This window comes from Leifsonia sp. 22587 (genome assembly GCF_052044215.1).
GTDB classification, from domain to species: Bacteria; Actinomycetota; Actinomycetes; order Actinomycetales; family Microbacteriaceae; genus Leifsonia; species Leifsonia shinshuensis_C.
Genome location: NZ_JBQENB010000002.1, coordinates 230,927 through 248,223 on the forward strand (window position 1 = coordinate 230,927; position 17,297 = coordinate 248,223).

Annotated in this window: 13 protein-coding genes; 8 read left to right on the forward strand and 5 right to left on the reverse strand. The window is 70.2% G+C overall.

The genetic code is table 11. The features are described from left to right. Nucleotides 1-102 precede the first annotated feature (102 nt). Together ACTJI1_RS09090 and ACTJI1_RS09095 are read left to right on the forward strand one after the other, a co-directional pair. The gene (locus tag ACTJI1_RS09090; protein ID WP_440742373.1) at nucleotides 103-2,592 is read left to right on the forward strand and encodes a glycosyltransferase; all 2,490 of its coding nucleotides are present in this window, start codon (nucleotides 103-105) and stop codon (nucleotides 2,590-2,592) included. Nucleotides 2,593-2,602: 10 nt separating this feature from the next. After that, complete coding sequence (locus tag ACTJI1_RS09095; RefSeq protein WP_440742374.1) at nucleotides 2,603-3,451, forward strand: glycosyltransferase family 2 protein; 849 nt, start codon at nucleotides 2,603-2,605, stop codon at nucleotides 3,449-3,451. A 12-nt stretch (nucleotides 3,452-3,463) separates the two neighbouring features. Here ACTJI1_RS09095 and ACTJI1_RS09100 read toward each other — a convergent pair whose 3' ends face one another. The 4 genes from ACTJI1_RS09100 to ACTJI1_RS09115 form a co-directional block, all read right to left on the reverse strand. Beyond that, entirely contained in the window at nucleotides 3,464-5,518 is a 2,055-nt protein-coding gene (locus ACTJI1_RS09100; protein WP_440742375.1) for a cell wall-binding repeat-containing protein, read from the reverse strand. Nucleotides 5,519-5,665: 147 nt separating this feature from the next. Continuing rightward, a complete protein-coding gene (gene rfbA / locus ACTJI1_RS09105; protein ID WP_440742376.1) occupies nucleotides 5,666-6,529 on the reverse strand; it encodes a glucose-1-phosphate thymidylyltransferase RfbA in 864 nt (287 codons plus the stop codon). 1 nt (nucleotide 6,530) lies between these two features. Beyond that, nucleotides 6,531-7,169 (reverse strand): dTDP-4-dehydrorhamnose 3,5-epimerase family protein, encoded by a 639-nt coding sequence (locus tag ACTJI1_RS09110; RefSeq protein WP_440742377.1) that lies wholly within the window; start codon nucleotides 7,167-7,169, stop codon nucleotides 6,531-6,533. 9 nt (nucleotides 7,170-7,178) lie between these two features. Continuing rightward, on the reverse strand, nucleotides 7,179-9,068 hold the full coding sequence (locus ACTJI1_RS09115) for a cell wall-binding repeat-containing protein (protein WP_440742378.1): 1,890 nt from the start codon (nucleotides 9,066-9,068) through the stop codon (nucleotides 7,179-7,181). Between the two features lie 109 nt (nucleotides 9,069-9,177). Here ACTJI1_RS09115 and rfbB point away from each other — a divergent pair, with 109 nt between their 5' ends. The 5 genes from rfbB to ACTJI1_RS09140 all read left to right on the forward strand — a co-directional run bounded on the left by rfbB (nucleotide 9,178) and on the right by ACTJI1_RS09140 (nucleotide 15,413). After that, on the forward strand, nucleotides 9,178-10,167 hold the full coding sequence (rfbB, locus tag ACTJI1_RS09120; RefSeq protein WP_115696033.1) for a dTDP-glucose 4,6-dehydratase: 990 nt from the start codon (nucleotides 9,178-9,180) through the stop codon (nucleotides 10,165-10,167). Beyond that, nucleotides 10,167-11,015, forward strand: coding sequence for a dTDP-4-dehydrorhamnose reductase (rfbD, locus tag ACTJI1_RS09125; protein WP_310134628.1), 849 nt, complete (start codon nucleotides 10,167-10,169; stop codon nucleotides 11,013-11,015). The genes rfbB and rfbD overlap by 1 nt, the downstream gene beginning before the upstream one ends. Before the next feature lie 137 nt (nucleotides 11,016-11,152). Further along, nucleotides 11,153-13,561 carry a cell wall-binding repeat-containing protein gene (locus ACTJI1_RS09130; protein WP_440742379.1) on the forward strand — a complete coding sequence of 803 codons (2,409 nt, stop codon included), beginning with the start codon at nucleotides 11,153-11,155 and terminating at the stop codon, nucleotides 13,559-13,561. A gap of 87 nt (nucleotides 13,562-13,648) precedes the next feature. Continuing rightward, the gene (locus tag ACTJI1_RS09135) at nucleotides 13,649-14,794 is read left to right on the forward strand and encodes a glycosyltransferase family 4 protein (protein ID WP_440742380.1); all 1,146 of its coding nucleotides are present in this window, start codon (nucleotides 13,649-13,651) and stop codon (nucleotides 14,792-14,794) included. 355 nt (nucleotides 14,795-15,149) lie between these two features. Beyond that, the gene (locus ACTJI1_RS09140) at nucleotides 15,150-15,413 is read left to right on the forward strand and encodes a hypothetical protein (protein WP_440742381.1); all 264 of its coding nucleotides are present in this window, start codon (nucleotides 15,150-15,152) and stop codon (nucleotides 15,411-15,413) included. Here ACTJI1_RS09140 and ACTJI1_RS09145 read toward each other — a convergent pair. Then, on the reverse strand, nucleotides 15,390-16,670 hold the full coding sequence (locus ACTJI1_RS09145) for an acyltransferase family protein (RefSeq protein ID WP_440742382.1): 1,281 nt from the start codon (nucleotides 16,668-16,670) through the stop codon (nucleotides 15,390-15,392). The two genes, ACTJI1_RS09140 and ACTJI1_RS09145, sit on opposite strands and share 24 nt — an antisense overlap. 117 nt (nucleotides 16,671-16,787) lie before the next feature. On the opposite strand from ACTJI1_RS09145, the gene purE reads away from it, so the two are divergent. After that, a complete protein-coding gene (purE, locus tag ACTJI1_RS09150) occupies nucleotides 16,788-17,291 on the forward strand; it encodes a 5-(carboxyamino)imidazole ribonucleotide mutase (protein WP_310134615.1) in 504 nt (167 codons plus the stop codon). Nucleotides 17,292-17,297 lie beyond the last annotated feature (6 nt).

Below are 17,297 nucleotides of genomic sequence, written 5' to 3' on the forward strand. Positions count from 1 at the left end.
CATAATACCGCCGCCAGTACCGGTACGGGGTCTGCGTGCGCCGAGGGCGACCTTGTAGACTCTGCTGCGTTCGTCAGCCGAGTGTCGAGGAGTCCGAAGCCTATGAAGAAGCGACGCACCGGGGTCGTCTCCGTCGTCCTGGTCAACTTTCGAGGGGCGGATGACACCATTGAGTGCGTCAGGGGCCTCCGCGAGCTCAACTGGCCGGCGGAGCGCCTGGAGATTGTCGTCGTGGAGAACGGCTCGGGCGACGACAGTCTCGAGAAGCTGCGCACCCTGGGCGACGACATCGTCCTGATCGACTCGGGCGCCAACCTTGGCTTCACCGGCGGGTGCAATCTCGGTGTCGAGCGGTCGACCGGAGAGTTCGTCGCATTCCTCAACAACGACGCTAAGCCGCATCCCGACTGGATCGCCGAAGCGATGGCGACCTTCGACGGCGGGCTGGAGATCGGCGCGGTCGCGAGCAAGGTGCTCGACTGGGACGGCGTCGATGTCGACTTCGTGGACGGCTCGGTCACCTGGTACGGGATGGGCTACAAGCCGCACGCTGGCGAGCAGGACCGCGGCAGCTGGGACACTGAGAAGGATGTGTTGTTCGGCACGGGCGCCGCCATGTTCATCCGCGCCGACGTGTTCGAGAAGCTCGGCGGGTTCGACGACAACTACTTCATGTTCTACGACGACGTGGACCTGGGCTGGCGGCTCAACCTGCTCGGCTACCGGTTCCGGTTCCAGCCGAAGTCGCTCGCATACCACAAGCACCACGCGTCGATGAACAAGTTCGGCAACTTCCGCGAGGAGTACCTGCTGGAGCGCAACGCGCTCTACACGCTCTACAAGAACCTCGAGGACGAATCGCTCCGTGAGGTGTTCGCGGGCGCGCTCCTGCTGGCCGTCCGCCGGGCCGTCGCCCGCGGCAAGCTCGACTCCACCTCCCTCGACCTCCGCAACCCGGGGGACGACTCGCAGCGCGACGCCGTCGTCGACAAGTCGACGCTCGCCGGAATCTACGCCATCGACCAGTTCGTCGAGCACCTGCCGGAGGCGACGGCCGCGCGCGAAGCGGTGCAGAGCACGCGGGCGCGCTCGGACCGCGAACTCCTGCGCCTGTTCGGCAAGATGGACGAGCCCGCCTACCCCATCGAGTCCTATCTGGCCGGGTACGAGAAGATCGTCACCCAGCTCGACGTGCTGAAGGCGACGTCGCGCCGGCGCATCCTCGTCGTGACCGGCGACCCGATCGGCGGCAAGATGGCGGGGCCGGCGATCCGGTCCTGGCACATCGCGAAGGAGCTCTCCGGTGAGCACGACGTCCGGCTCGTCAGCTACACGCGGGTCGAGCCGATGCCCGGGATCCCGTTCGAGACCGCGGTCATATCGCACCACCATCCGTCGTCGGTCGCCGAGCACGAGGCGTGGGCGGATGTCATCATCGTCCAGGGCAACGGGGTTGCTCTCTTCCCGATCATCGCGCAGACCACCAAGGTGCTCGTCGTCGACGTCTACGATCCGATGCACCTCGAGCAGCTCGAGCAGGGCCGTGGCCAGGCCATCAAGACCTGGAACAAGCAGATCGCCGATGCCACGTCGACCCTCAACCACCAGCTCGAGCTCGGCGACTTCTTCTTGTGCGCCAGCGACCGCCAGCGGCATTTCTGGCTGGGTCAGCTCGCTGCGCTCGGCCGGGTCAACGCCTACACGTACTCGCGCGACTCGGAACTCGACTCGCTCATCGCCGTCGCGCCGTTCGGCATCTCCGCCGATGACCCGGTGCAGTCCTACCACGCGATCCGCGGCCAGGTGCCGGGCATCGGGCCGGACGACAAGGTGATCGTCTGGGGCGGAGGCATCTACAACTGGTTCGACCCCGAGACCCTGATCCGCGCGGTCGCCGAGCTGGCCGAGCGCCACGACGACGTGCGTCTTTTCTTCATGGGGGTCAAGCACCCGAATCCGGACGTCCCCGAGATGGAGATCGTGGCGACGTCCCGGGCGCTGGCGGAGCAGCTCGGCGTGCTCGGCAAGAACGTCTTTTTCAACGAGAGCTGGGTGACGTTCGACGAGCGCCAGAACTTTCTCCTGGACGCCGACCTGGGCGTCTCCACGCACTTCCAGCACGTCGAGACGACGTTCTCGTTCCGCACCCGCATCCTCGACTATCTGTGGGCGGGGCTACCGATCGTGACCACCGAGGGCGATTCGTTCGGCGATCTGGTCGCGGCCGAGCGCCTGGGCGCGTCGGTTCCGGAACGCGACCAAGCGGCGCTCGTGACCGCGCTCGAGACCTACCTGTATGACCCGGCACAGTTGAGCGAGGCCCGGGCCAATGTCGCTCGCGTCCGCGAGGACTTCCGCTGGTCCCGCACACTCGCCCCTCTTGTCAAGTTCTGTGCCGACCCGGTCCACGCTGCCGACAAGAAGGCGCCGTCGGGGAAGCGCGACCGGCAGCAGAAACAGAGCGTGAAGCGGATCCCGAGCACGGGCCTGCGCCGCGACATCGAGCGCACCATGTACTACCTCCGCGAGGGCGGGCCCACCGCCGTCGTCGAGCGGTTCCGCGCGCGGGCGGCCCGCCGGCGCGACGCCTAGAGCGGGATCGATGTCGCCGCGCGTCCTCGTCCTCACCGTCACCTACGCCTCCACCGAAGCGCTCCCCGCGTTCCTCGACTCGCTGACGACCGCCGGCGGCTCCGTCGCCGCCGTCGTCGTCGTCGAGAACGCGTCGCCGGACGCCGTGGAGACGCGCAGCCTGGCGGAAGCGGCCGGCGCCCGGTTCGTCGACGCCGGTGCGAATCGCGGGTACGGCGGCGGCGTGGCCGCCGGCCTGGCAACGGTGGGCGACGAGATCGACTACGACTACCTGCTCGTCGTCAACCCGGATGTCACGTTCACGCCCGGCTCCCTTGACCGGCTCGTTGCGGCAGCGGGGGAGACACCGGAGGGGGGCTCATTTGGGCCCCGGATCCTGACCGCGGAGGGCGACGTCTACCCCTCGGCGCGCAAGCTCCCGTCGCTGCGCACCGGGGTGGCGCACGGACTGTTCGGCCGGATCTGGCCCTCCAACCCGTGGACCGTGTCCTACCGAGCGGAAGGACAGACCGACCGCCGTCGTTCTGCCGGGTGGCTGTCCGGCGCGTGCGTGCTGATCCGCCGGACCGCGTACGAGCAGATCGGGGGCTTCGACCTCGGCTACTTCATGTACTTCGAGGACGTCGATCTGGGCGACCGGCTCGGTCGCGCAGGATGGAGCAACGTGTACGTTCCGGACGCCGTCATCACCCACACCGGAGCCCACTCCGCGTCCCGGGACGTCAAGCGGATGGAGCGCGCACACCACGACAGCGCTTACCGCTACCTCTCGCGGCGCTATTCGGCGTGGTACTTCGCCCCGCTCCGGCTCGCACTCCGGCTGGGGCTGTGGGGCCGTCTGTGGTGGATCTCGCGCTGATCGCGGTCGGGCTCAACAGGGGATCAGCGACGCCGTCCCCGCACTGAGCACCGTCTGCCCTCCCAGCAGCACGACCTTCTTAATCCCCATGGAGACGATGCTGTCGCCGATGCTGCGCGGCACGCACGACCCCGGCACCACGAACAGCGGCGCGGACTGAGCACCGGCCGCGGCCGCTCCGGCCAACGCGTCGGGGAAGCTCCAACCGGTGGCGATGTACGCCGTCTGCGCGCTCCGGTACGCCGCGGCGTTTACCTGCTGGCTCGTCTGGAAACGGTCCGCCGCTCCGAGCCGTGCAGTCGTCTTGCCGAGGGAGGCCACATCCGCCTGGACGCTGTCGGGGATGGCGGAGGCCCCGCCGATGAGCGTGACCGAGGAGATCGGCCTGCTGGTCAAATAGGCCCGCGTCGAACCGTCGAGCACCGGCTCCCGGCCGTCGACCAGGATGACGGGCCGCTTGGCGGAGCCCGCAGCCGAACTGGCGGACAGGGCGTCCGGGAAGCTGAGCCCCGAGGCCAGGTAGGCGTTCGTCGACGCTCCGAACACCGCGTCCGCCACCTTCCGCGACGTCTCGAACCTGTCCGCTCCGAAGATGCGGGTCACCGCGGGCTGGATCGCGACGATCTGCGCGACCACGGAATCGCTCACCGCGGAGGGACCGCCGACCACGACCACGCGTTGCGGTGCGAGCCGGCGGAGTTCCGTCTGGACGGCCGCGGGGAGCTCCGTCGTGCCGACCAGCAAGAGCGGCGCGTGCTGCGCGGCCGCTGCGGGAGCAGCGGAGATGGCATCGGGGAAGTTCGTCCCGGATGCGATGTAGACGGTTCCGACCCCCGACGCCGGATAGGTCGCCTGGGAGACGGCCACCGAGGTGGCGAACCGATCCGCGCCCTGGAGCCGGGAGCTGGGCGGCAATCCGTTGACGGCCGGCGAGTAGAAGGCGCTCAGGCACCCGAGCGGTGTGTTGCCTGCGCCATTGCCGGGCGTGGCGAGTGCCGTCGCGCAGGCGTAGAACTGACCGTTGCCGCTCCGCGGGATACTGATCGAGAAGCCGTGTGCGTCGCCTGCGCCCGGATACGCCGCACCCACGTCGGGCCGGGACGTGTTGGCGACGACGGTCCGGCTGGTGAGGCCGGCCGGCGTGTTGTAGGTCACCAGCACCTGCGTCGGTGTCTGCGGCAGGGACTTGTCCAGCGACCAGCCGCGGACATCGAAGGTCGACGTCGACAGGCTCGCCTGGTCGAAGCTGCCGATCGGCGGGATGCCCCCGGTCGACGGTCCGAACCAGTCGTTGTACAGGCGCCAGAAGTTGCGGTTCCCGTAGGAGGAGCAGGCGTCGCCCATGCCGTAGAGGTTCGCCATGGCCGCTTCGTTCGGCTGATACGGCGTGTAGTAGTACAGGGCGGCCGTCGCCGCATTCTTGATCAGGACGTTGCGGGATCCGCAGGAGGCCGTCGTGTGCAGGCGGATGGCGCTGACCGCCCCGATCGGGAACCACGTGAAGCTATTGCTCGTTCCGGGAGGATTTCCGTACCGCTTATACTGCCACGCGGCCATGTAGACCTGGTTGTAGAAGCCGTAGTACTTGGTGTTGCAGGCGGACGTGTCGGGGCATGCGTATCCGGTGGCCTTCATATATTGCCCCTGGGTGGGCCACGTGTCCGTGACCAGGCTCTGCTCCTTCTCGAGCAGGATGAGCAGCACCCTCTGACTGATGCCGCAGGCGACCCCGACGCGATAGATGATCGTCGCGGCCGACTCGCCCGCGGCCCCGGCGTACGGGGCGCACATCGGGTCGCCCGCACGACTCGTCGTGTTCTCGCGGTAGTCCTTGAGGCACGTGTAGCCGGAACGGCAGGTGGGCACGCGGCTTTGCAGGAAGGACTGCACAGCGGCGGCACTCAGCGCCTGTCCGTTGTAGAAGTTGTAGTCGCTGATGATGTAGCCGGGATCGAAGGCGGAGCCCGACACGGCCTGTGCCGGCGCGGGGACCGCGATCGCGCCCGTCAGCAGGGCGACTACGGCAGCGACGACCAGGACGGGACGCAACGTGCGCCGTGCTCTCATCGCTCGCTCCGTGGGGCCCTCATCGGCGTCGTGCGTGCGGTGGGCATGCGAAGGTCCTTTCCCGACAGAGTTTCAGACTATCGGGAGGCTCCTGCGCTTGTCCCCCGCCGCGATGGTCCCCAATCGGGGGCCAGTCGCCGGGCTGACTCACCCCTCGAGCAGCGAGTTGAGATAGCGCCCGTAGCCGCTTTTGACCAGCGGGCCGGCTAGTGCGGCCAGGCCGTCGTCGTCGATCCATCCGGCGCGCCAGGCGACCTCCTCGATGCAGCCGACCTTGAAGCCCTGGCGGTCCTCGATGACCCGCACGTACTCCGACGCCTGCATCATCGACTCGAAAGTCCCGGTGTCAAGCCACGCGGTCCCGCGGTCGAGGACCTGGACCTGGAGCCGGCCGGCGGCGAGGTACCGCTCGTTCACGGTGGAGATCTCCAGTTCGCCACGTGGGCTCGGCGCGATGGTCTTGGCGATCTGGACGACCTCGTTGTCGTAGAAGTAAAGGCCGGGCACGGCGTACTTCGACTTCGGGCTGGCCGGCTTCTCCTCGATCGACAGCGCGCGGAACTCGTCGTCGAACTCCACGACCCCGTACGCGGTCGGGTCGCTTACCTGATAGGCGAAGATCAGTGCGCCGTCGATGGTCGTGTGCGTCTGCAGCGACGAGCCGAGACCGCTCCCGTGGAAGATGTTGTCGCCGAGGACGAGCGCGACGGAATCGTCGCCGATGAAGTCCTCGCCGATGATGAACGCCTGGGCCAGGCCGTCCGGCGACGGCTGCACCGCGTACTCCAGCCGGAGGCCGAGCTGCGATCCGTCACCCAGAAGCGCCCGGAACTGCTCGTTGTACTCGGGAGTGGTGATGATGAGGATCTCGTTGATCCCGGCCATCATCAGAGTCGACAGCGGGTAGTAGATCATCGGCTTGTCGTAGATAGGCATGAGCTGCTTGGAGATGCCCTTGGTGATCGGCCACAGCCGCGTGCCGGAGCCTCCGGCCAGGATGATGCCGCGCATGTCAGTTCTCTCCTCTGTCGTCGCGTGCCCTGTCGCGGGAGGCGTCGAGCGCTGCGTAGAACGCCCGCGCCTCGTCCCAGCTCGGGAGGAGGCCGAGCTTCTCGGCCTCGGCGAGCGACGGAGCCTCAGTGTCCTTGGGCGAGAGCAGCAGTTCACCCGCCTCCTCCGGGAAGCGCAGGGCGATCTGCTCGTCCAGCGGGTTGATGCCGTGCTCGCGCCCCGGGTTGTAGACGTCGGTGACCAGGTAGCTCACGGTCGCGTCGTCGGTGAGCGCCACGAAGCAGTGACCGAGACCCTCGGCGACGTAGATCGCGCGACGGTCGACCTCGTCCAGGAGCACTGTGTCCCACTGCCCGAAGGTCGGGGACCCCACACGGATGTCGATCGCGAAGTCGAGCACCGCACCATGCGTCGCGGTCACGTACTTCGCCTGGCTCGGCGGGATATCGGCGAAGTGGATGCCGCGCACGGACCCGCGCTTCGACACCGACGTGTTGCCCTGCCGGAGGTCGAGACGGTGCCCGACCGCCTCCTCCAGACGGTCGAACCGGTACCACTCCAGAAAGAGGCCTCGGTCGTCGTGGTGCTGACGGGGCGTGATCTCATAGGCGTCGGGGACGGCCAATTCGCGAATCTGCACCCAGGGAGTCTACTGGCAGATGCTGAGGCCCTTGACGGCGTCCCCCAGCGCATTTGCCCCGCCGAGAAGCCTGATCGTCGTGGAGCGCAGTGACAGTTCCGCCGCACCGGGGATCACGCAGGTGGCCGGTGTGACGAGGAGCGGGCTGCCGGTCCTGCCGGCGTACGCCGCTCCTGCGAGAGCATCCGGGAAAGTCACCGCGGAGGCGAAGATGGACTGCGCCGTGGCGCCCGGGAAGGCGTCCACGTTGACGGCGAGACTGGTGCGGAACCGGTCGGCACCGCTCACTCGCGTCACGGTGAACTCCCCCGCGAGCGCCGAAGCGTAGGAATCGGGGATGACGGACGTTCCGCCGACGAGCTTGATCTGCGAGACGCCGAGGTCGCGGAGCTCCTGCACGAGTGCGTCGTCGGGCTCGGCTCCTCCGATGAGGATGACCGGGACATGCTGCGCGCCGGCCGCTGCGCCCGCGGATAGGGCGTCCGGAAAGTTCAGGCCGGATGCCAGATACGCCGTCGACACGGGGTGGGTAAAGGCCGCGCTCGCGATGTTCCTCGACGTCGCGAAGCGATCGGCGCCCGCCACCCGCACGACCGCATGCCCGGCGTTCACCGTTCCGAGCTGGGCCACGACCGCGTCGGAGACGGAGACGGGACCGCCCGCGACGTAGATCGTCTGCGGCTTGAGCCGCTGCAGCTCGGTGATCACCACGGCCGGCAACGCGTCCTGGCCGACCAGCAGCAGCGGGCCGCCGAGCGCCACGGCCGCCGGCGCCGCCGCCAGGGCATCCGGGAAGGTGTAGCCGCTGGCGATGTACGCCGCGGGCACACCGCCGCTCGGCACCACCGGGAACGCCGCCTGCGAGATCGCGACGGACGTGGCGAACCGGTCGTCGCCGGAGGTGCGGACCGTGGCCGGCACGGACCCTGCCGTCGACGGGCCGTACCAGGCGTTGAAGAGCATCCAGAAGTTGCGGATGCCGTAGGCCGAGCAGTCGTCGCCCTCACCCGGGTAGCTGTCGAGGGACGCCTGGTCCGGGGTGTACGGCGTGTAGTAGTACAGCGCGGCGGTCGCCTTGTTCTGGATGGCGACCTGCTTGCTGCCGCATCCGGCGTCGAGGTTGTACCGAACCGGGCTGACCTTGCCGACCGGGAACCAGTCGAAGTCCGTGCCGACCCCGTAGCGCTTGAACTGCCAGGCCGCTCCGTACACCTGGTTGAAGAAACCGGTGGTGTCGGCGTCGTTCGTGCTGCAGCCGAGATCGGTGTCCGGGCAGTTCCAGCCGGTGGCGAAGTCGTACGCGTCCTGCGTCGGCGCGGTGGACGTCACCAGGCCCTGCTCCTTCTGGAGCAGCACGATCAGAACGACCGGGTTGATGCCGCAACTGGTCGCCACCGTCACGATGATGTGCGCGGCGTTCTGCGAGGCCGCCGCGGCGTAGCCGTTGCACTCGGCGTCGGCGGCCTTCGCCACGGTCGCCGTGGTGTAGGACTTCAGGCACGTCGGATTCGTACCGGCGCAGGTCGCGACCTTGGAGTTCAGGAACGTCTGGATCTGCGTCTCGTTCCACGCCGTCCCGTTGAAGAAGACGGCGTCGCTCGACAGATCGCCGTCGATGAACTTCGACGGGTCGGCGTCCGCCGCCGCGAACGGCTGCAGGCCTCCCCGTGCGGTGACGCCGCCGCCGAGAGCCGCCGCCACGTTGGCGTTCTCCTGCTCCGGCGTCGCCGCGCGGCCCGCCGAAGCTTTCGCGACCGCCGCGTAATACGCGTCCGCCTGTGCTCCGTCGTCGGCCGCAGCCGGCGTCCCCGTCGCTGTGAGCGCCAGCGCGGCGAGCGTCGGAGCGAGCACAGCGGTGACCAGTGCGCGGGTCCGTGCCCGCATTCCCCCCAAGACCATGAGCGGCAGCCTAGCGGTGCCCGCTTGTGCGAGCGCAAGAGCTTCCGCGCCCCACCCGGTAGAATCTCTCCGGTATTCCACGACTCCGTGAGGCAGGTCACCCACCCCCATGAAGATTCTCGTCACCGGCGGCGCCGGTTTCATCGGCTCCAACTTCGTCCGCCGTACCCTGCAGGACGCCTACCCCGGCCTCGAGGGCGCCGAGGTCGTCGTGCTCGACGCGCTGACGTACTCCGGCAACCTGGCCAACCTGGCGCCCGTGGCGGACTCGCCGCGCTACACGTTCGTGAAGGGCGACATCCGTGACGGCGGCCTGCTCGACGAGCTCTTCCCCACAGTGGATGCGGTGGTGCACTTCGCCGCGGAGTCGCACGTCGACCGCTCGGTGCGCGACGCCTCGATCTTCGTCGAGACCAACGTGCTCGGCACGCAGCAGCTGCTCGACGCGGCGCTGCGCAACAACCTGAAGCGCTTCGTCCACGTCTCCACCGACGAGGTCTACGGCTCGATCGCCGAGGGCTCCTGGGCCGAGGACCGCCCGCTCGAGCCGAACTCGCCCTACTCCGCGTCGAAGGCCGGAAGCGACCTGCTCGCCCGCAGCTACTTCCGCACGCACGGCCTCAACCTCTCGATCACGCGCTGCTCGAACAACTACGGGCCGTACCACTTCCCCGAGAAGGTCATCCCGCTGTTCGTCACGAACCTGATCGACGACAAGCACGTTCCGCTCTACGGCGAGGGCAACAACGTCCGCGACTGGCTGCACGTCGACGACCACACCCGCGGCATCGCGATGGTGCTGGTGAACGGCCGCGCCGGCGAGATCTACAACATCGGCGGCGGAACCGAGCTCACCAACAAGGAGCTGACCCAGCTGCTGCTCGACGCGACCGGCAAGGACTGGTCGTACGTCGACCGCGTCGCCGACCGCCTCGGTCACGACCTCCGCTACTCGGTCGACATCTCGAAGATCCGCTCCGAGCTCGGGTACGAGCCGCTCGTCCCGTTCCAGCAGGGTCTGGCCGACGTGGTGCAGTGGTACCGCGACAACCGCGCCTGGTGGGAGCCGCTGAAGGCCCGCGCGGCGCTCGACAACTGATGACGCGCTACCTGATCGCCGGCGCGGCCGGCATGCTCGGCCGGGACCTGCAGAAGGCCCTCGCCGGGCACGACGTCACCGCGCTCGCCCGCGCGGACCTCGACGTGACCGACCGCGATGCCGTCCTTGCCGCCGTCGAGGGCCACGACGTCGTCCTCAACGCCTCCGCCTACACGAAGGTGGACGACGCCGAGACGCACGAGGACGAGGCCTACGCGATCAACGCGCTCGGCACCGAGAACCTCGCGATCGCGGCCGCCCGCAACGGCGCCCGGTTCGTGACCGTCTCCACCGACTACGTGTTCGACGGTCACGCGACCTCCCCCTACGCCGAGGACACCCCGCGCGACCCCATCAACGCCTACGGCCGCACGAAGGCCGCCGGCGAGGAGCTGGCGCTCGCGGCGCATCCCTCCGGCGCCTTCGTGGTCCGCACGGCATGGCTGTACGGCGCGGACGGCCCGAACTTCGCCAAGACGATGGTGAAGCTCGCGGGCAGCCACGAGACCGTCAGCGTGGTGGACGACCAGCTCGGCCAGCCGACCTGGACCGGCGACCTCGCCGCCCGGATCGTCGAGCTGGTCGGGTCGGACGCCCCGGCCGGGATCTATCACGGCACGAATTCCGGCCAGGCGACCTGGTTCGAATTCGCGCGGGCGGTCTTCGCCGAGGCCGGTCTCGACCCCGAGCGCGTGACGCCCACGGACAGCTCCACGTTCGTGCGCCCCGCGGCGCGTCCGTCGTACTCGGTGCTCGGCCACGACGCCTGGGCCGCGGCCGGGCTCGCGCCGCTGCGCCCCTGGCGGGAGGCCCTCTCCGACGCCACGCGCGCGGGCCTGTTCGCTTAACTCCCCCCCGTGCGGCCGCACCCTGATCGGGGGATTTGTGGCTCCTCTCGCCGCGGCATTAGGTTGACTCGCAGCACCGACAATGCGGGGGATCGAAGGGCACCGGTCCGACCTCGCCGGCTGACGAGGGACCTTCCGTGAATCGAGCACTCACTTTCGCCGTGGCGGCCGCTGCGGCGTTGGCCGTCATCGCGCCGGCGCCGGCGTTCGCCGCGACGGCCGGGTCCGAGCGCCGAGCGACGGTCGCCGCGGTCACCGCGCCGGCTCCGGCGACGGCCGATCCGGGCAGCGCCTCGCCCTCGGACGCCACGCCGCCCGCTCTGCCGCAGCTGCACCGCCGCTCGGCCGGAGCGTTCGCGGGAGCCGCGGCGAAGCTGGCCCCGGAGGTGGCGAAGGCCGTCCAGCGCGACCTGGACATCTCCCCGGCCGAGTACCTGGCACGCGCAGCAGCGGCCCAGGACGGCGACGCCCTGGTCGATGCCCTGCGCGCGCGGACCGGCGCCCGCGTCGCCGCCACCCTCGATGGCACCGCTCTGACCGTCTACGCCTCCGACGCGCGAACCGCCGACCTCGCGCGACAGGCCGGGGCGACCGCGGTGGTCGGGTCGGCTCCGCAGCATCCGGTGGCCCCGCTGACGCTGCACCCCCTCGCGGGTGAGGTGTACGGCGGGGAGCCGTACCTGATCCCGGCGACAGCCGGCAGCTACCGCTGCTCGGCCGGATTCCCCGGCTTCGGCCTGGCGACCGGAGCGCCGCAACTGCTGTCCGCGGGCCACTGCGCGATGGCGGGCTCCAGCGCCACCTACGAGCTCTCCATGCCGGGCGGTCCGTACGTGACGACCGGCTCCGACGGCACGGCCGTCGGACCGCTGGGGGCCTGGATCCCGGGCGCCGTCCAGTTCGGGAACAACGGCGACTCGTCCCTCATGTCGCTCACGGCCGGCCACTCCTCGCAGCCGTCCGCCCTCACCTGGGGCGGCGGAGCCGGGGCTCCGACCGCGACAGCGCCCATGACGGTCACGAGCGTGGCGGCGGCCGTGGTCGGCGCTCCGCTCTGCAAGAGCGGCTCGACCACGGGATGGACATGCGGCACGGTCCTCGACACCGACACCACGGTCTACGTTCAGGACGAGCAGGGCACGCACACCGTGAACTCGATCATCGCGTCGACCTGCGCGGACCACGGCGACAGCGGCGGCGCTGCCCTCATCGGGAACGCGGCCGTGGGTGTCGTCTCCGCCGGACCGGACGTGGCCTGCTCCGACCCCGACTACTACACCGCGTTCTACCCGATGGCGTCGTCCACGGGCGGCTCGAGCGTGACCTCGCGCTACGCCTCCACCTGGGAGCCCGCGGTCTCCGTGTCCGCGACCGTCGCCGTCACCTCGCTGCCCGCGACGAACCGCGTGTCGCAGGGCGGCGTGATCTCGGGGACGATCAGCGGCGCGACCCCCGGGACCACGGTCCGTCTCCAGCTCGCGAACGAGGCCACCGCCCGCGTCGCGACGGTCGTGAACGGCGCCTGGTCCGTCTCCCTGGTCGGCGCCCCGACCGGCGGGACGACGTACACCGCGCGCGCCGCGTACGGCACCTACTCGCTCGGCGCCGCCGTCTCGGGCCCGCTGTCGATCGTGCCGATCCCGACCCAGCGGGTGGCCGGCCCCGACCGCTTCACGACGAGCGTGCAGATCGCCCAGCAGGCCTACCCCACCACCGCCGACGTCGTCTACGTCGCGACCGGCCTCAACTACCCGGACGCGCTGAGCGCCGGTCCCGCCGCTGCGAAGCAGGGCGGACCGCTGCTGCTCGTCGGGTACACGCTCTCGGACGCCGTCCGCAGCGAGATCCTGTCGCTCCAGCCGAAGAGGATCGTCATCGTCGGCGGCGTCAACGCCGTACCGCCCGCGGTCGAGGATTCGCTCCAGCAGGTGGGACAGCAGCTCGGCGCCACCGTGTCGCGCGTCGCCGGCGTCGACCGCTTCGACACCTCCCAGCAGCTGGCCACCCTCGCGTTCGGTGACTCGATCCCCTCCGCGTACGTCGCGACCGGCACCAACTTCCCCGACGCCCTCGCGGCGGGTGCGGCCGCGGGTGCGCACGGCGCACCGGTCCTCCTCGTGAACGGCGGCGCCGGAGGGATCGACGCCGGCACCACCGCCTTCCTCAACGCGAAGGGCACCACGGCGGTCACGGTCGTCGGAGGTCCGACGGTCGTCACACCGGGCGTGGCCTCGGGCCTCGCGGCCAACGGCCGCACGGTCACGCGCTACTACGGCGGAGACCGCTTCGAGACGGCGGAGGCGGTCGGGCGCGGCGCCTTCCCCACCTTCACGACGGCCTACCTCGCCAGCGGCTTCGGGTTCCCCGACGCGCTGGCGGGCTCCGCGCTGGCGGCGAGCAGGGGCGCACCGCTGTTCACGACCAACGGCAGCTGCGTGCCACGCTCGGTCCTCGGCGATCTGGCCGCGCAGAACACCGGAATGGTCTACCTCCTGGGCGGGACGTCCGTGCTGAGCCCGGGCCTGCAATCCCTCCCCGCCTGCTGATCTGCGAAGCCGGCGCCCAGGGTCTTCCTGGGCGGCTCGTGGTTTCATAGGAACCTGGACGAGCCGGCGCGTGGAGACGGGAGCAGGATGACCACCCTCAGAGTGATCGTCGACGACCTCGTCGGTGACGAGCCACGAGGGACCCGCCGCTACACGGAGGAGCTCACCCGGCAGCTCATCGCCACGGCCCCCGCCGGGTGCGATGTCGAGGCCATCGTCTCCGCCGTGACCGAGGAGCAGCTCGCCCGCGTGAACGACCGGCTCCCCGGCGTCGCCACGGTCACCCGGCTCTCGGTGGGCCGTCGAGAGCTCGCGCTCGCCTGGCAGTCCGGCCTCTCCGTCGGCGGACCGCTCGGGATGCTGCACGCGCCGACCCTGCTCGCGCCGCTGCGCCGCCACGAGCGCGGCGACACCACCCAGCAGCTCGCCGTGACCATCCACGACACCCTCGCCTGGACGCATCCGGCGGCACTCGGCCAGACCGCCACCGCCTGGACCAAGGCCATGACGCGCCGGGCCCGCCGCTTCGCGGACGCCGTCGTCGTGCCGACCCACGCCGTCGCCGACCGGCTCTCCGAGCGCTTCGACTTCGGCGACCGCATCCGGGTGATCGGCGGTGCGCCCGCCACCACCCTCCGCCTGCCGGAGGACGCCGACGAGCGCGCGGAGCGCCTCGGCCTCCCCGAGCGCTACGCGCTGACGCTCGGCACCATCGAGCCGCGCAAGGGCGTCGCCGACCTGATCCGGGCCGTCGCGCGGCCCGAGGCGCACGACATCCCGCTCCTCATCGTGGGGCCGGACCGCCTCGGCGAGACGTCCGCCTCCGGCGTCGCCGCCGCCGCGGGGCTGCCGGAGGACCGGGTGCGAGCGCTCGGCCGGCTCGACGACCCCGACTTCGCCGTAGTGCTCGACCGCGCCACCCTCTTCGTCTTCCCCAGCCTCGCCGAGGGCTTCGGCCTCCCGGTCGTCGAGGCGTTCAAGTTCGGCCTGCCGGTCATCCACTCGGACGACCCCGCCCTGGTCGAGGTCGCCGGAGGCGCGGGCCTCGCGGTCGAGCGTCCCACCGCGGACGGCGACACCGGCTATCCGGAGCGGCTCGCGGCCGCGATCGCGCGGGTGCTCGACGATGCCGAACTGAGCGCCCGCCTGCGCGTGCTAGCCTCGGACCGCGCCCGAGCGTTCAGCTGGCGGGACTCCGCCGAGCGCGTCTGGCAGCTCCACGCGGACCTCTGACCCCCGGTCACCCTCACACTCATGTCACCTGCCACTCCGACCTCCGTCACCCCGTCGGCCTCCCGCCTCACCTCGCTGGACGGCCTGCGCGGCATCGCCGCGCTCATCGTGCTGGCCCACCACGCCTCGCTGCTCACCCCCGCCATCTCCGCCGCGTACATCGCGACGCCCGGGATGAGCGGACCGGTCGCGGGCAGCATCGGCTGGTGGTTCACGTACACGCCCCTGAAGATCTTCACCGCGGGTCCGGAGGCAGGCGCTCCAGCCGGTCGCCGCCCTCGGCCTCCTGGTCTGCTGCCTCGAGTGGCGGCTGCTGGCCCGGGTGCTGTCGCACCAGCCCTTCCGCTGGCTCGGCATGATCTCGTTCAGCCTCTACCTCGTCCACGTGCCGATCATCGTCACGTTCAGCTACCTCTTCGGCAGCTGGGGCCCCACGCGCGTGGCCGCGCTCGCCATCCCGACGGCTCTCGTCGCGGGGTCGCTGTTCTACCTCGCGGTGGAGAAGCCCGCGCACCGGTTCTCGAAGCGGGTGGGCAGCACGGTGGGACGCGCCTTCGCGGCGCGTGCCGAGCCCGCCGGGGCGCCCGAGCCGGAGTTAGCGCCGAGCGTCCGCGACTGAGCCGGCCTCGCGGCCGGCCGCGGGCTCTTCCGTGGTACCGGACTTCGCCTCCGGGGTGGCGGCCTCGTCGCGGCCGAACCAGGTGCTGTAGCGCTTCGAGGCCCAGACTCCGGCCGCCTTCGCCCAGCCGTGGCTGCGCTTCTCGATCAGCCAGGTGAAGCCGACCGCAACCACAACGGCGACGGGGATGCCGAAGATCAGGGCGACGTACCACGGCTGGTCGGCGAACAGGTAGGTGCTGAAGATCAGGATCGGCACGTGCACCAGGTACAGGCTGAACGAGATCGTTCCGGAGAACTGCACCGGCCGCGTCTCGAGCGTCGCACGCAGCGGGCGCCATCCGAGGGAGACGACCACGAGCCCCGCCGCGGCGAGCGGCACGAGCCCCTTCAGCACGGCGTCCAGGTCCGGCATGTCGGCGATACTCGGGCCGACGAGCCACGGGGCGATCAGGAGCAGGAGGCTGGCCACCGCGAGCGCCGCCCAGAGCGGGTGGCGGTACCAGTGCGTGTTGATCCGGTCCGCGACGTTGCGCACAGCGTCCAGACGGACCGCGATGACCGCGCCGACGAAGAACGCGGGAAGATACTGCAGCTCGCCGGAGTCGGCGTGCACGCCGAGGTACGTGAGGGCGCACGCGGCCGCGAGACCGCCGATCCACCACTTCCGCACCGCGAGCGCGAGGACGGCGAAGATGGGCAGCGCCAGCGAGAAGACCAGCTCCCAGCGCAGGGACCACAGGGGGTTGTTGATCTGCCCGTCGCCGCCGAGCAGGTCCCAGCCCTTGACGATGTACTCCCAGCCGAAGTTCGGGGTGGAGGAGTCGCTGAGCCACGTGCCGTCGGGCTGCGTGGACTTCTGCGGAATGGCCATGACCCACACGGCGGCGAGCAGGACAGACGCCATCACCGGCACGAGGAGGCGGACCGCACGGCGCGGGAAGTATGCGATCCAGTCGAACCCGCGCTTGCGGATCACCGGGAGCGTGACGACGAGTCCCGAGAGCACGAAGAAGACGATCACCGACTCGACGCCGGCGGTGAAGAGCTTCAGCGGCGTGTAGCTGATCCACCACATGGCCGAGCCCACCGGCGCCGATCCGCTGCCGGGTGCTCCGGGGAAGTCGGGGTTCGTGTACATCGCGTGGTGCAGCAGCACGACCACTGCCGCGAGACCGCGCAGACCGTCGAGTGCGGCCAGCCGGCCGCCCGTCGCCTGTTTCGTCTTCTCTTCCACCTTCACACCTGTACCCGTCATAGGCGGGAGACGCTACGGGGTTGCTCTGGGCAGTTCCTGTGACCTGTTCAGGGGTCAGCTGGGTGCGCTCCGCGTGGCGCGCGGGCCGCGCGCGGAGCGCCACCTACCATGATCGCTATGCCTGCATCCCCCTCTCCGCTGGTCTCCGTCGTCATGGGGTCCGACTCCGATTGGTCGGTCATGCAGGAGGCGTCCCGCGTCCTGAGCGAATTCGACGTCGCCCACGAGGTGGAGGTCGTCTCGGCCCACCGGACGCCGGAGAAGATGATCGCGTTCGGCAAGGCCGCCGCGTCGCGCGGTGTGAAGGTCATCGTCGCGGGAGCCGGCGGAGCGGCGCATCTGCCCGGGATGCTCGCCGCCGTCACCACCCTGCCCGTCGTAGGCGTCCCGGTGCCGCTCGCCCGGCTCGACGGCCTGGATTCGCTCCTCTCGATCGTGCAGATGCCCGCCGGGGTCCCGGTCGCGACCGTTTCCATCGGCGGCGCGCGCAACGCCGGCCTGCTGGCGGTGAAGATCCTCGCCACCTCGGACAGCGCGCTCGAGCAGCGCCTCGCGGACTTCGCCGCCGACCTCGAGGCGAGCGTCGAGCAGAAGAACCAGGCCCTCAAATCCCAGCTGTGAGCCCGA